We start from the raw sequence: 14421 nt of genomic DNA, 5'->3' as shown, positions 1-14421 counted from the left end.
ATTCTTATCCTAGTTTCAAATTTTTTCTAACCACATTTTCCAAGTATTCTGGAGAATAAGGTTTAGTGATATATTCAGTCATACCCACTTCAACACCTCTTAAGCGGTCAGTTTTACTTGTTCTTGAAGTAACTGCTATCAATGGTAAGTTGCGATATTTAGAATACTTTCTAATTTCACCAGCTAAGGTGTATCCATCCATTCTTGGCATTTCGATATCTATAAGCATTGCATCAATATCATGTTCGCCAGATTTTATAATATTCAATGCTTCAACACCATTTGTTGCTTCGATTAAACTAACTCCTAGCGGTTCTAAAGCTTTTTGCATTAAAGTTCTATCCATTTTAGAATCATCTACAATTAAGACTTTATAATCACTTGGTTGTTCTTTAGGTTTTTTCGCACTTGATTCTAATTGCGCTTTAATATCAACTTTAATTTCTTTGGCCATATCCATCATAGCGCCTACATCAATGATTAATGTCACCCTACCATCACCACGGATTGTAGCTCCTGCTATACCTTGGATATTTTGTAAATAATCACCCATGGATTTAATAACTATTTCTTCTTGTCCTACAAGAGTATCTACTATAATACCAAGCTTGCTTTCTGCTACCCCTATAACAACGACATAAGTTTGATCACCGCTTTCAAGGACTTGTTTAACTCCAAATACATCTGAAAGTCTCACAAGAGAAAGCACTTCATCTCTTAAGCGTAATACATTTTTACCTTCGATAGTATAGATATCATCAATTGGCACTCTAACTGTTTCAAGAACGCTTGCAAGTGGAATTGCATAGAATTCCTCTTGAGTTCCTACAAGTAAAGATTGAATGATTGCCAAGGTAAGAGGAATTTTAAGTTTAAATGAACTTCCTTTACCTAACTCACTATCAATTTCAATTACCCCATTAAGTTTTTCGATGTTGGTTTTAACAACATCCATTCCTACGCCACGACCTGAAACATTTGTTACTTTGGCCGCAGTTGAAAAACCAGGCTTGAAAATCAAAGCAAAAGCTTCTTTGTCTGTCATTTGATCTGCTTCTCTTTCGGTAATCAAATTTTTCTCTATAGCTTTTGCTTTTAAGCCATTTGGATCAAGTCCTTTACCGTCATCTGTAATTTCTACAACGATGTGATTGCCCTCATTATAAGCTTTAAGTTGGACTATACCTTTTTCAGGTTTTCCATTCGCTGCACGAGTTGCTGGATCCTCAACACCATGATCACATGAATTTCTAATCATATGCATGATAGGATCGCCAATTTCCTCTACGATAGATTTATCAAGTTCAGTTTCTTCACCTGTAATTTCAAGTTCTATTTGCTTTCCTAATTCACGACTTAAATCACGAACAACTCTTGGGAATTTATTGAAAACTTTTGCTATAGGTTGCATTCTTGTTTTCATCACAGCAAGCTGAACATCAGTTGTAATAATACTTAATTGACTTACAACCTGATTAAGTTCTTCAAGGAATTTTTCTCCTTCATAACGCTCTTCAACATCATCGTAAATTTTAAGCAAACGGTTTTTGCCTAAAACAAGCTCCCCAATTAGATTCATTAAGTGATCTAATCTTTTTACCTCCACGCGTATGGTTTGATCCATACTGCTAGCATTACTACCTGAAGCAGGAACTTTTTTCTCTCCACTTTCCGTAGGTTTATTTGCTGTATTGTTAGTCGGTTTAGGTGCCGCATTTGTTGTTTGTTTCTTTTGTGCGCGACGAGCTTGATCTTCAGCTTTTCTAGCTTTTAAAAGTCTTTCTATTTCAGCTTCAACTTCAGAATCACTTAATTGATTAACATCTACTTCAGGTTCTGGAGTAGCTATTTCTTGTTTTGGTGCTTCTAGTTCTGCTTGTGGAGTAGATTTTTCATTTGAATCTGTTGCCACAACAGGAGACTCTCCCTCTGAAATAGCTGTTAATCTTGCGCAAATTGGTTCTATATCCATACCAATAGCAGTATCGTTGCCATTATCACGAATGGAATTAAGTAAAGTTTTCATTCTATCAATAGACTCTAAAACCACATCCATGATATCTGGAGTTATTTTTAACTCGCCATGTCTTGCTTTGTTTAAAACATCCTCCATGTGGTGAGTTAACTTTGTTAAAACATCAAAATTTAAGAAGCTTGATGATCCTTTAACCGTATGTGCAACACGGAAAATTCTATTTAATAATTCTAAATCTTCTGGATTTGATTCAAGCTCTACTAAATCATGGTCGATTTGCTCAACAAGCTCAAAAGCTTCAACCAAAAAGTCTTCAAGTATTTCTTGCATATCTTCCATATTTTACCCCTGTTCTTGAGATTGATGTTTTTTAATAACCTTTGCAATTTCATTGAAGAAATCGCTAGCGTTAAATTTGACAAGATAGCCTTCTCCACCAGCTTCTTGAACACCTTTCTCATTCATAAATTCATTTGATAAAGATGAGTTAAAGACTATAGGAATATCTTTAAATCTTGGATCTTCTTTAATGCGTGCAGCAAAGTGGAAACCATCCATTTGTGGCATTTCGACATCGCTTACTATAATTTTTAAAGTATCGTTTAAACTTTCACCATAAACTTGGCTTAATTCTTCTAATTTGTTTATGCCCTCTACGCCGTCCTTAGCTTCAACAACTTGAAAACCCATCTGTTGCATCATTTCTTTGACGCGTTTTCTAGCAGTCATGCTGTCATCAAGTATAAGTGCTGTTCCAGTAAATTTTTCTATTTTTCCAAAATCTATATCTGTTTTTGGAGCGTAAATTCCTAAATCTTCAACAACACTTTCAAGATCTAAAATTAGCAACACTTCATCATTTTCAATGCGTGTTACACCTGTAATTTTACCTTTATCTAAAGCACCTGATCCTGTAGAAAAAGTTGCTGGTTCTATATCTTTCCAGTTTATTCTACGAATTCTTTTTGCTTCGTGAACTATAAAACCAATAAGAATATTGCTAAATTCAGTAATAATAACTCTAGGTTTTAGCATAGTGCTTTCTGGCTCAGTGATTTGCATCCATTTGGCAAGATTGACTACAGGTATAACCACTCCACGAAGATCAAAGATACCTTCGATGTAATCAGGTACACCTGGAAGTTCTGTAAGGCTTGGGATTTTTATAATCTCCCTTACCTTGGAAACATTTACACCATAAATTCCTTCATAGACTTTATCGTGCCCTTGCTTAAAGATACGGAAATCGACAAGCTCCATTTCATTTGAACCCGTTTTCACGATATTTTCATCAAACATTTTGACCCCTCAATTTCTGTTCTCGAAATTTGATTTCTTGCTGATATTCTACTACAAAAAAACTTCTCTCATATGCAAAACTAGCTAAGTTAAGATATTTAATGTTTTCTTTGTTGATTTGATGATTTTGATGATAGTGTCCTTCACATACCCAAAATCCTAAATTTTCATATTTTTCATATCTTTTTTTCGCTAAATTTTCAAAATCTTTTATTTGATAAAAAAGGTTTTTTTTATTTTGATTTTGAAGAATTTTATTTGAAATAAAATTACGAGTAATAATATTTAAAAAATTCAAAAATACAAGCAAATAATGATTTCTTAATGTTTTAAGAGTAAATTGTAAAAGAGGTGGTAAAAAAATATCTCCGTGAGCTAATTTTATAAAAGCACTATTTAAAACAAGATTATTACCTTTACTTGTATGCAAATTAAGCTTTATGGGCTGCTTTTGCAAGTTAAAAATTTTTACCCTTTTAAAAAAACAAGAAAGATTAAAATCATGATTGCCTTCTAAGTATATAATTTCAATCTTTAAGGCCAATTCTTCTAAAAGTTCTATGTAAGGTTTAGCAAATTCATGTGTAGCAGAGATTTCGCCTATAAGTAAATCGAAAATATCACCCATAAGTATGAGTTGAGGGGTGGAAATTTTACCTTTTTTTAAGGCTTGTAAAAATTCCCAAAATCCCTTTCTTTGTTCATTTTCATGAGCATCCGCGATTAAAATCGCTCCATTTTGTAGTAAAATTTTTTATCCTTAAAATTTTAAAGGCTCATAATTTATAGAAAGGATTTCAAATTCACTCTCACCTTTTGGCAAACGCACTTTAAAATCATCCCCTTCTTTTTTCCCAAGCATAGCTCTTGCTATTGGAGATGCGATGGAAATATAACCCTTATCTAAATTTCCTTCGCAAATTCCTACTAGAGTATATTTGCTTTCTTTTTCTGTATCCAAATCCATGATCACAACACTTGAACCAAATTTCACACTATCGTGTTCATAGCTCGAAGGATCGATTACTTGAGCTCTTGCTAGCAAGTCACTAAGCTCTGCAATACGACTTTCTATCAAAGCTTGTTTTTCTCTTGCAGCATGGTATTCAGCATTTTCTTTCAAATCCCCATGACTTCTTGCTGTATCGATTTCTATTACAACGGCAGGGCGTTGATTGTCTTTTAAATCTTTTAATTCTGCGGCTAACTTATCATAGCCAAATTGACTCATTGGTTCTTTTTGCATGATTTACCCTTTTATATTTCGTTTAGGATTTTTGCTAAATTTTTAGCACTTCCAAATTGTAAATATTCTTTTAAAAAATCAACTTTAGCAAAAAATGCCTTATAATCATATTTATTGTAAGCTTCATATAAATTTAAAACATTGACTTTATCTTGTAAAAATTCAGGATTTAAGGCTTCTTTTCCAGCGAAATCACAAAAAATATTTGCAAGTCCTATATGTTTTAATTTTACAAAAAGTTTTGCAATAAAAATATCGATAGCCTTTGCCTTATAAGCAAGAACAAAAGGAGTTCCCACCAAAGCTGCTTCTAAAGTAGCTGTACCACTACAAATAAAAGCAAAATCAGCTTTTTTAAGCACTTTTGGAGTGTTACTTTCTATCTTAAATTCACTAATATCACCATAAATTTCTAATTTTTTAAGATTAAATGGGGGAATACAAAGAATTTTTTCACCCTTAAATTTTTGAGAAAGTTCTTTAAAAATAGGCATCAAACGCCTAATTTCACTACGCCTTGAACCTGGTAAAAAGGCTATAGTTTTTTCATCATCTTTTTTTGAAAGTATATTGTTTATATCATCTTCATTTTTAAATTCTTTTATCTCATCTAAAAGCGGATGGCCTACATAAGTGCTTTTGCTAAAAAACTCACTATCAAAAGGTAAAATAGAAGCTAGCACATCAAAATGACTTTCTATGATGGGTATGCGACCTTTTTTCCATGCCCAAACTTGAGGTAAGATATAATAAATGCGTGGAATTTTACTGCCTGCTTTTTTTAAAGCCTTAGCAAAAGGTATGTTAAAAGCGGGCGAATCTATACATAAAATCCCATTTATTTTTTGAGTAAAGCTTAAATTTGCAAGTTCTTTTATAGCTTTTTTTGCTTTGAAAATCAAAGGTAAAACTTCTATAAAACCCATAGCACTAAATTCATGTGAGCTATAAAGTGGTTTAGAATTTAAATCAAATTCTTTGCATAAACTCTCATCATAAATCCCATGAAGTTCAAATTCACCAAAATCTTTTTTATAAGCTTTTAAAACTTCTTTTAAATGCAAATTTGCTGAAGGCTCTAAAGCACAAACTAAAAAGGTTTTCAAAAAATTTCCTTATCAATATTTTAAACATTTTATCTTATTTTGGCTTAATTAAAAGAAGTTATGCAAGAATACACGCTAAAAAGCGTGTATGAAGGTTTATTCTCTCCAGCCGTATTTTTTAAAAATTTCTTTAGCTTCCTTAGAACTTAAATAAGCAATAAAATCTTGTGTTTCTTTGCTCGCACCTTCTTTAGCTACCACATTAAAAGTTCTATAAACAACCAAATCTTTTTCTATAGTTACGGCAGTTCCTATGTCAGGATTGCTTTTTGACCAGTCAATCCAAGTGATCCAAGCATCGGCTTGATCTTGTGCGAAAAGCTTTCTTGCACTTCCACTATTTGGAACAAAGGCCACGATATTGTTTCTAAAATTTTGTATGGTTTTTATATCTTGAGTTCTACCTATCATATCTTCCCAAACTCCAGTTCCAGAAGTATTGCTCTTTCCAGCACCTTCAGGCACAACGATTCTTACTTTTTTATTAGCCAAATCTTTTAAACCTTTGATTTTTAAAGGATTACCTTTTTGAGTAAGTATGATGGCTTCTCTAAAATATAAAGGCTTGATTTTACTCACATTAAAATCTTTTCCAAAATCACTCGCTATAGCTAAAGCCGATTGATCTGAAGCGCCAAATAAAATATCTGCATCTTTTTTAGCCTTTTCAAACCAAGTCGCTTGAGGGCCAAAATTTACATTTACTTTAACGCCTGTTTTTTTGCTATATTTGTTTGCTATATCTTTTAAGGCCGTGTGTGGGCCACCTGGTCCGTAAAGGTTTACATCTGCATTTGCCATACTAAAAGCTAAGGCACATGCACCAAATAAAGTAATAATTTTTTTCATAGTATTTCCTTTTATGATAAATTTTTATTGATTGAAGGTAAGATTTTAGAAATTATATGTTAATAAATAGTTATAATGTAACAAAAATATTATTAAAATCTAACTTTTGCTTGGTATTTTTGCAAGCAAAATTTAAAATTGTTATTGATGCTTCTTTTTAGCGCTAAAATGACATAAAGTAGAACAAAGTATACAAAGAATACAAGCACTAAGGAGTATGATAAGACCAGCATTCCAACTACCATAGTAATCCACAGCCCAACCTATAGCTTTTGTTCCAAGTGAAGCGCCGACTACATAACTCATAAAGCCACGAAGTCCTACACAAGATCCTACTGCAAAAGCTGGAACGACTTCCATAGTTTGCACACTTGCTAAAAATTGTGGTATATAGACTAAACATCCCGCCATAGCTGCAAAGAAAATAACCATATAAAGATTATTTGAAGTAAAATATCCAATAATCATAAAGAAAATCATCCACCATGGCGCCTATAGCAGAAGGCATTCTATAGCCTTTAAAAATTTTATCTGAAATATATCCTGCAAGTAAAGTAGAAGGTATAGCAGCCCATTCAAAAAGCCAAAAGGCAATACCCATTTGTTCTTTATTAAAGCCTTTTGTTTCTAGCAAGTAAATAGGAAGCCAAGAAATAAGCCCAAAACGCACCATATAAACAAAAGTATCCATCCAAGCCACATGCCAAGCATTTTTATTTTTAAGCACATAACGATAAAAAATTTCAAAACTGCTTAAATTTGGAGTTTCTATAGCTTTGATTTCTTCTGTTTTAATCTCTCGCATTTCATTGATTTCAGTAATATCAACTAAACCTTCATTTTTAGGACTTCCTTTAACTGCATAAAGCACATAAAGACTAATGATAATTGCACAAGCAGCAGGAGTATAAAAATGATTCATGTGCCAATATGTTTCGTTAAAATTTGCCATACTCACACCCAATAATGCTGCTAAAGCAAAACCTGAAAGCGAAACTATAGGAGCAACTATCCCGCCTCCTATATTATGTGAGATATTCCAAACGGCCGTGTAAATTCCCCGCTCTTTTTTAGGATACCAGTTTGCAAGAGTGATAAAAGAAGGACCTACCCCCATACCTTGAAAAACCCCAAGCGCGATAACAAAACCTACATAAGCGTAAAAAGAATTTGAAAAACCAAGTAAAACATTTACAAGAGCACATAAAATAAGACCTAAAGCCATGTATTTTTTAGGATCAGCTTTGTCGCTTATAACGCTCATTGCACCCTTGCTAATCCCGTAAGCTATAAGCATTGAGCCTGTGATTGTTCCGATGTCTGATTTACTGAGATTAAGTTGATTTTGTATAAATGGAGTTGAAAGAGTGATATTATTTCGCACAAGATAATATCCCATATATCCTATAAAAAACCCACTTAAACTCCAAGTTCTCATTTTGTAATATCTAGGTAAAATTTCCTAAAGAGGAAATTTAATAGCTTTTGCCTTAGGTTTGAAAAAATCAAACATATTTAAACCATCCTTACTAACTTTATATTTTTATAGTTTAAATAATGTTAATCGATATAAAATAAAAAAATAATTAAAAATAATACGAAATTTATATAATTTAAAATTAAAATTTTATACTATGAAGCTTTAAAAAAATATGTTAAAATCCAGATTTTTATCTTTTGCAAGGAAGACAATGAAAGAAATTCTTATCACTAATGACGATGGTTATGAAAGCGAAGGACTTAAAAAACTCATTAAGATGTTAACAAAAGAATTTAAAGCCAAGATTACCATAGTAGCTCCTGCTAGTGAAAAATCAGCTTGTTCGCACTCTATAACCCTAACCAAACCTTTGCGTTTTGTTAAAGTGGGAAAAAGATTTTACAAACTTGATGATGGCACTCCAGCAGATTGTGTTTATCTTGCTTTGCATGCTTTATACAAAAAGCGTTTGCCTGATCTTGTAATAAGTGGGATTAATAAAGGTGCTAATGTAGGCGAGGATATTACCTACTCAGGAACTTGCGCAGGAGCTATGGAGGCGGTTTTACAAGGAATTCCTGCTATCGCTCTTTCTCAATTTTATAAAAAAAGCGAAAAAGAACTAGACTATAAAAATGCTTTACAAATTACCAAAAAAATCATTCAAAATATTTTTGATAAAGGTTTTCCTTTGGAAAAAAAAGAATTTTTAAATATCAATTTTCCTGCAAAATCAAAAATCAAAGGCATTAAAATTTGTAAAGCAGGCAAAAGGGTTTATAATTTTGAAGCCCATTCAAATGTCAATCCACGAGGAGTGGAGTACTATTGGCTTGCAGCGGCGAATTTAGACTTTGAAGATGAGAAAAATAGCGATATTGCCTTACTTAAAAAAGGCTACGCTACAATAACACCTATAATGCTGGATCTTACAGCTTATGAAAGAATGAAAAAAGTTAAAAAATGGTTAAAGGCAAATGATGAATGATAGATTTACACGTATAAAATGGCTAGTTGGAGAAGAAAAATTTCAAAAAATTTCACAAACAAAAGTTTTGGTTTGCGGACTTGGTGGAGTGGGTGGAATTTGCGTTGATGCGCTTTATCGTAGTGGTTTTAAAAACCTTACTTTAATCGATGCGGATAAATTTGAAATTACCAATCAAAATCGCCAAATTCATAGCGAAAATATAGGCGAAGAAAAGGCTAAAGTATTTGAAAGAATTTATAAGGTTAAAGGTATAGTCAGTAAAATCGATGAAAATTTTTTAAAAAATTTTGATTTAAGCGAGTTTGATCTTATCATAGATGCCATTGATGATATTCCTGCAAAAGTAGCTTTGGCTCATCTTATAGATTTTAAAAAACAAATTTTTATCTCCTCAACAGGTGGAGCTAGAAAGCTTGATCCAACACGCATTAAAACTACAAGTATTTTTAAAACTCACGGCGATGCTTTAGCGAAAAAATTTCGTTATGAGCTTAGAAAATCAGGCTTTAAGGGAAATTTTGATGTGGTGTTTTCTGATGAAGAAGCTCATTGTAAAGACCTTGGTTCATTTATGGGTGTAACAGCTTCTTTTGGACTTGCTTTAGCTTCTTTGGCTTTAAGGAAAGTACTTGATAAGAAAGCTTGATATAAAAGATTTAGCTTCTTGTATCAAGCTTTGTAAGCAAAACGTATCCACTCTTTGTAAAAATGATTACACAAAAGAACAAATTCATGTTTGGATTAATATAAACCAAAAAACTTGAGAAGAAAAATTTCAAAATCAACTAGGCTTTGTTTATGAAGAAAAAGGCCAAATCATATATTTTATAAGTATAAATATTAGAAGAAAAAACACTCGATCTTTGCTTTATTCATGCAAACTATGCTCATCAAGGTTTATTAAAGCTTTATTGGAATTTACTCTTAAATGCTATCCTTATAGTGAAATTTACGCTTTTGCTAGCCTTAGTGCTAAAAATTTCTTTTTAAAAGCAGGATTTAAAATCATCAAAGAAAACATTGTTATAAGAGATCAATAAGAATTAAAAAATTTCTTCATGAAAAAGGAAATAAATTGAAAAAAATACTTTTACTTTTTAGTCTTTTTTACTCTTTTGCTTTGGCAAATGATAAATTAAAAGATTTTTTTAAAGACTACAATACAAGCGGAGTTTTTATAACTTTTGATGGAAAACATTATGCAAGTAATGATTTTAAAAGAGCTAAAGAACCTTTTTCTCCTGCTTCGACTTTTAAAATTTTTAATGCTTTGATTGCGCTTGATAATGGTGTAGTTAAAGATACAAAGGAAATTTTTTATCATTATAAAGGTGAAAAAGTATTTTTGCCCTCTTGGAAACAAGATGCTAGTTTAAGCTCAGCCATAAAACGCTCTCAAGTGCCTGCTTTTAAAGAATTGGCAAGAAAAATAGGACTTAAAACCATGCAAGAAAGCTTAAATAAACTTTCCTATGGAAATACAAAAATTTCAAAAATCGATACCTTTTGGTTGGATAATTCTTTACAAATTTCTGCAAAAAATCAAGCTGATTTGCTTTTTAAACTTTCACAAAATTCTTTACCTTTTTCCAAGAAAAGTCAAGAAGAAGTTAAAAAAATTATTCTTTTTAAAGAAGATAAAATCCAAAAAATTTATGCTAAAACAGGTTTTAATGATGGTGTAAATTTGGCTTGGATTGTCGGATTTATAGAGAGTAAAAACAAAATTTTATCTTTTGCCTTAAATGTTGATATAAAGAATATTAAAAATCTTAAAATAAGAGAAGAATTGCTAGAAAAATATATTTATTCTTTAAACTAATTAAGCTTTTATAAGAAATTGTTTAATGATCAAAATATCGCAATATAATAGTTTTTAAGAAAAATAGATATAAAATACTGATTATATTAAATTTATTTAAGAGGAATGTTAGATGTCTATGGTAACTTATGCTTTTTTAGCACTTGCCTTGGTTTTGTTGTCTTTTAATAAAATTAAAACAGCTTATTTATTTTTTATAATTAGTGTATTTTTTGCTTATTATTTTAAGATAATTAATATCACTTTTATAGTAATTAATATTATTGCATTTGGGTTGGCTTTATATTATAGATATAAAAAATCACTTATTTTAGAATTGATATTGTTTGTTTTTTGTATAGGTTTATTTTTACATTTTATACCAGGAATTAATAATATAAAAGTTTTAGATAAGGTTTATGCAAGTGAAAATAGTGCACCATTTACTTTATACTTTAATTTTGATAAACCTATAGGTGTATTTATATTGTTTTTGTTATTGCCTATGTTATTTACAAATGAAAATTACACAAAAGCTTCGTTATTAAAATGGATTTTATTAATTTTAAGTCCTTTATTTTTATTATCTATACCTTGGTATTTCAATGTTTTGAAATTTGAATTTAGCTTACCTTGGTGGTTACCCTATTTTTTATTTTCTAATGTTTTATTGGTAGCTTTGGTTGAAGAAGTGTATTTTAGAGGTTATCTTCAACAAAGACTCTCTCAAATTTTAAATCCAAATTTTGCTTTATTGATAGCAAGTATAGCTTTTGGATTGATTCATTATAGAAGTGGAATTTTAATGATTATTTTTGCGAGTTTAGCTGGAATTATATATGGATTAGCATATAAATATAACAAAAGTTTATGGATAAGTGTATTATTTCATTGTGGATTAAATTTAATTCATTTGATATTTTTTACTTATCCTTTTTATTTAAAATCATAATCAAGTTATATGTTGTTTAAGAATTAAAGGATTGAAAGCTTTTACTGAAAGTACGAGAGTATCGCCTATTTTTATATCTTGATAAGCTTTTAGAAATTCCTCTTCACTAAGAGTGATTTTAATAATATCTTGATTTAAAAGCAAGGTTAAAACCACTAAAATATCACTTTTTTTAATTTCTAGCAAAGTTGCACTTAAGCGTAATTTTGCGCTGATATTTGAATGAGTAAAAAATTCATTTTTAGGAAAATCTTTAATAATTTTTCCGTTTTTAAGCTCTAAAATTCTATGACTTAACTTATAAATTTCAGCTAGATCATGACTTACCAATAAAGTACTTATTTTAAAATACTCTAAAATCTTGGTTAATTCATCTTGTAAATTTGCACGCATTTTAAAATCCAAAGCACTCAAAGGTTCATCTAAAAGCAAGATTTTTGGTTCTCTTGCTAAAGCTCTTGCTAAAGCTACTCTTTGTGCCTGCCCCCCGCTTAAATGTTTAGGATAAATTTTAGCTAAATTTTCAAGCTTCATTAAGGCTAAAAGCTCGCTAACCTTTGCTTTAGAACTAGCGGCATAGGCGATGTTTTCTTTTACATTCATATTTGGAAAAAGCGCATAATCTTGAAAAACAAAACCAATTTTTCTTTTTTGTAAAGCTAAACTAAAATTTTTTGAAGAATCAAACCAAAGTTCATTATCTACTTCTATACGCCCCAATTTAGGCTTTATAAGTCCCGCTATGATTTTTAAAAGAGTGGTTTTTCCTGCTCCACTTTCGCCAAAAAGTGCAGTAATTTTTCCTGATTCTATATCTTTTTTAAAATTTAAATCTAGCCTTCCTTTAGCGGTATTCATAGGATGACTGATATCAATTCTTATCATTGAAAACTCATTTTTTTATTGATAAAATAAAGACTAAAAAGTACTAAAAAAGAAAAAATAAACAATATAAAAGCATATTGATGGGCTAAGCTATAGTTTAAGATTTCAAGTTCATCATAAATAGCTATACTAGCCACTAAAGTTTCACCTTGTTTATGTCCTCCTATCATCATCACTACTCCAAATTCACCCACAGTATGAGCAAAACTCATCGCACAAGCACTAAAAATTCCTGCTTTAGAATTAGGTAAAATTACTCTAAAAAGAGTATAAATTTTACTTTTACCTAAACTATAAGAAGCATCGAGCAAATTTGGATTAATCGATGAAAAGGCACTTTGCAAAGGATTTACCATAAAAGGCAAAGAAAAAATCAAAGAAGCAAAAACAAGACCTTCAAAACTAAAAACCAAAGAAAGATTAAAATATTCTTTTAAAACTTGCCCTAAAAAACTATTAGTCGAAAAAGTTACAAGCAAATAAAATCCCAAAACACTAGGAGGTAAGATTAAAGGTAGAGAAATAAAGCTTTGAAGGATTGTTTTAAAAGGAAAACGCACAAAACTTAACAAATAAGCTAAAAAAACACCAATAAAAAAAAGAATAAAAGTCGTGATAAAAGCAAGTTTAAAAGTAAGATAAAGGGTTTGTAAAAAAGCTGGATCAAGCACTATGACTCCTTAATACAATATCATTTGCTTTTACAAAACAAAGCCATTCTTGATTTTCACAAATTTCAAGTTCTAAAGCTTTTTCTTTGGTGATGATACCAGAAAGCTCGTTACCTTTAAAATCAAAAAATACTTGATATAAAAGTTTGCCTTTTTTAATTTTCGTAATTTTAGCTAAAAAAGAATTTTCAACACTTAAAAGAGTTTTACTTGTGCTAAAACAAAGCTCATGCTCTTTAAAAAGAAGTTCTACACTCGCACCAATTTTTAAATTTTCTAAAGATTTTAATTCAAGCATTAAAACACTAAAAATCACCTCTTTAGAAAGTATTTTAACAATAACTATATCCTCTTGATTTAAAAGCTCATAAATTTGTCCTTTTATAAGGTTCATGGTGTGCTAAATCCATACTTTTTAAAAATCTCTTTTGCTTTTGAAGAGCCAATAAATTCGCTAAATTCAAAGGCTAATTTTTTATCCTTAGCATATTTTGTGATGACATAACTTTGTTCTAAAGGGCTAAAATACTTTGGATTAATAATACTTGTTTTACCTTTAGGATGATTGATAGGAGAAACTAAAGAATAAGCCACTATAGCTATATCTACATTTTTGCTATCTACATGTAAAACAGGCACTGAGATATTTTCACCTAAAACGATTTTGTCTTTAAAAAGTTCATTTAAATCCAAATTTTCAAGCACTTCTTTAGCCGCTATTCCATAAGGAGCTACTTTAGGATTGGCTATGCTTAGATGCGTGATTTTACCTGCCTTTTCTTTTAAATTTTCAACGCCTCCTTGGAGTAAATTTTTATCCAAACTATACAAAGCCAAAACTCCTAAAACATAAACTCTTGGCTTTATTAAGGCATTTTTATTATCATAAATAGCCTTAGCATATTTGGTATCCGCTGAAAAAAAGAGATCAAATTCTCTTCCTTGTTTTAAAAGCTCATAATATTTTCCAGAAGCACCAAAAACCAATTCTATTTTATCTTCTGGATGTGTTTTCAAAAACTCATCTTTAACTTCACTCATTGCCTTTGAAGCTGAAGAAGCCACGAAAATGCTTAAATTTTGTGCATTTAAACACGAAACAAAAAGCAAAATCCCAAAAAATACTATAAACTTTTTCATTTAGTTTTCCTTGTGTAAAAATTTAA

Annotated in this window: 16 protein-coding genes and 1 pseudogene; 5 read left to right on the top strand and 12 right to left on the bottom strand. The window is 30.6% G+C overall.

Features of this window, described 5'->3' with window-relative positions:
• Positions 1–4 precede the first annotated feature (4 nt).
• The 8 genes from BGS40_RS05060 to BGS40_RS05030 all read right to left on the bottom strand — a co-directional run bounded on the left by BGS40_RS05060 (position 5) and on the right by BGS40_RS05030 (position 7913).
• Entirely contained in the window at positions 5–2314 is a 2310-nt protein-coding gene (locus BGS40_RS05060; protein ID WP_069176513.1) for a hybrid sensor histidine kinase/response regulator, read from the bottom strand.
• A 3-nt stretch (positions 2315–2317) separates the two neighbouring features.
• Complete coding sequence (locus BGS40_RS05055) at positions 2318–3274, bottom strand: chemotaxis protein (protein WP_002857365.1); 957 nt, start codon at positions 3272–3274, stop codon at positions 2318–2320.
• On the bottom strand, positions 3267–4025 hold the full coding sequence (locus BGS40_RS05050; protein WP_323471257.1) for a UDP-2,3-diacylglucosamine diphosphatase: 759 nt from the start codon (positions 4023–4025) through the stop codon (positions 3267–3269). The genes BGS40_RS05055 and BGS40_RS05050 overlap by 8 nt, the downstream gene beginning before the upstream one ends.
• Before the next feature lie 9 nt (positions 4026–4034).
• Positions 4035–4520, bottom strand: a complete 486-nt coding sequence (gene greA / locus BGS40_RS05045) for a transcription elongation factor GreA (protein WP_052773700.1) — start codon at positions 4518–4520, stop codon at positions 4035–4037.
• Positions 4521–4531: 11 nt separating this feature from the next.
• Positions 4532–5626, bottom strand: coding sequence for a lipid-A-disaccharide synthase (gene lpxB / locus BGS40_RS05040; RefSeq protein WP_052793971.1), 1095 nt, complete (start codon positions 5624–5626; stop codon positions 4532–4534).
• Positions 5627–5722: 96 nt separating this feature from the next.
• Positions 5723–6475 carry an AcfC family glycoprotein adhesin PEB3 gene (peb3, locus tag BGS40_RS05035; RefSeq protein WP_087692081.1) on the bottom strand — a complete coding sequence of 251 codons (753 nt, stop codon included), beginning with the start codon at positions 6473–6475 and terminating at the stop codon, positions 5723–5725.
• 141 nt (positions 6476–6616) lie between these two features.
• Positions 6617–6943: a hypothetical protein gene (locus BGS40_RS09725; protein WP_251815797.1), complete on the bottom strand. Its 327-nt coding sequence runs from the start codon at positions 6941–6943 to the stop codon at positions 6617–6619.
• A complete protein-coding gene (locus BGS40_RS05030; protein WP_257841702.1) occupies positions 6915–7913 on the bottom strand; it encodes an MFS transporter in 999 nt (332 codons plus the stop codon). Before BGS40_RS05030 ends, BGS40_RS09725 begins: the two co-directional genes overlap by 29 nt.
• A 253-nt stretch (positions 7914–8166) precedes the next feature.
• On the opposite strand from BGS40_RS05030, the gene surE reads away from it, so the two are divergent.
• The 5 genes and pseudogenes from surE to BGS40_RS05010 all read left to right on the top strand — a co-directional run bounded on the left by surE (position 8167) and on the right by BGS40_RS05010 (position 11699).
• On the top strand, positions 8167–8943 hold the full coding sequence (gene surE, locus BGS40_RS05025; RefSeq protein ID WP_002854555.1) for a 5'/3'-nucleotidase SurE: 777 nt from the start codon (positions 8167–8169) through the stop codon (positions 8941–8943).
• Entirely contained in the window at positions 8933–9592 is a 660-nt protein-coding gene (locus BGS40_RS05020) for a tRNA threonylcarbamoyladenosine dehydratase (RefSeq protein WP_079261549.1), read from the top strand. The genes surE and BGS40_RS05020 overlap by 11 nt, the downstream gene beginning before the upstream one ends.
• Positions 9576–9986 (top strand): annotated as a pseudogene (locus BGS40_RS09385) (GNAT family N-acetyltransferase). Before BGS40_RS05020 ends, BGS40_RS09385 begins: the two are co-directional and overlap by 17 nt.
• A 35-nt stretch (positions 9987–10021) precedes the next feature.
• Positions 10022–10768, top strand: coding sequence for an OXA-184 family class D beta-lactamase (gene blaOXA / locus BGS40_RS05015; RefSeq protein WP_096738458.1), 747 nt, complete (start codon positions 10022–10024; stop codon positions 10766–10768).
• 112 nt (positions 10769–10880) lie between these two features.
• Positions 10881–11699 carry a CPBP family intramembrane glutamic endopeptidase gene (locus BGS40_RS05010; RefSeq protein WP_096738457.1) on the top strand — a complete coding sequence of 273 codons (819 nt, stop codon included), beginning with the start codon at positions 10881–10883 and terminating at the stop codon, positions 11697–11699.
• On the opposite strand, the gene BGS40_RS05005 is transcribed toward BGS40_RS05010, so the two are convergent.
• The 4 genes from BGS40_RS05005 to modA are packed head-to-tail and all read right to left on the bottom strand — an operon-like array spanning position 11700 to position 14395.
• Complete coding sequence (locus tag BGS40_RS05005; protein ID WP_096738456.1) at positions 11700–12584, bottom strand: sulfate/molybdate ABC transporter ATP-binding protein; 885 nt, start codon at positions 12582–12584, stop codon at positions 11700–11702.
• On the bottom strand, positions 12581–13255 hold the full coding sequence (gene modB, locus BGS40_RS05000; protein ID WP_002872407.1) for a molybdate ABC transporter permease subunit: 675 nt from the start codon (positions 13253–13255) through the stop codon (positions 12581–12583). The genes BGS40_RS05005 and modB overlap by 4 nt, the downstream gene beginning before the upstream one ends.
• Positions 13248–13649, bottom strand: coding sequence for a TOBE domain-containing protein (locus tag BGS40_RS04995; protein WP_086032015.1), 402 nt, complete (start codon positions 13647–13649; stop codon positions 13248–13250). Before BGS40_RS04995 ends, modB begins: the two co-directional genes overlap by 8 nt.
• Positions 13646–14395 carry a molybdate ABC transporter substrate-binding protein gene (gene modA / locus BGS40_RS04990; RefSeq protein ID WP_087704332.1) on the bottom strand — a complete coding sequence of 250 codons (750 nt, stop codon included), beginning with the start codon at positions 14393–14395 and terminating at the stop codon, positions 13646–13648. Before modA ends, BGS40_RS04995 begins: the two co-directional genes overlap by 4 nt.
• Positions 14396–14421 lie beyond the last annotated feature (26 nt).

The sequence above is a fragment of the Campylobacter sp. 107 genome, assembly GCF_002383835.1.
In the GTDB taxonomy this organism is placed as follows: Bacteria; Campylobacterota; Campylobacteria; order Campylobacterales; family Campylobacteraceae; genus Campylobacter_D; species Campylobacter_D jejuni.
The sequence above is the reverse complement of the archived record's forward strand: the minus strand, read 5'-3'. Positions and strand labels throughout refer to the sequence as shown.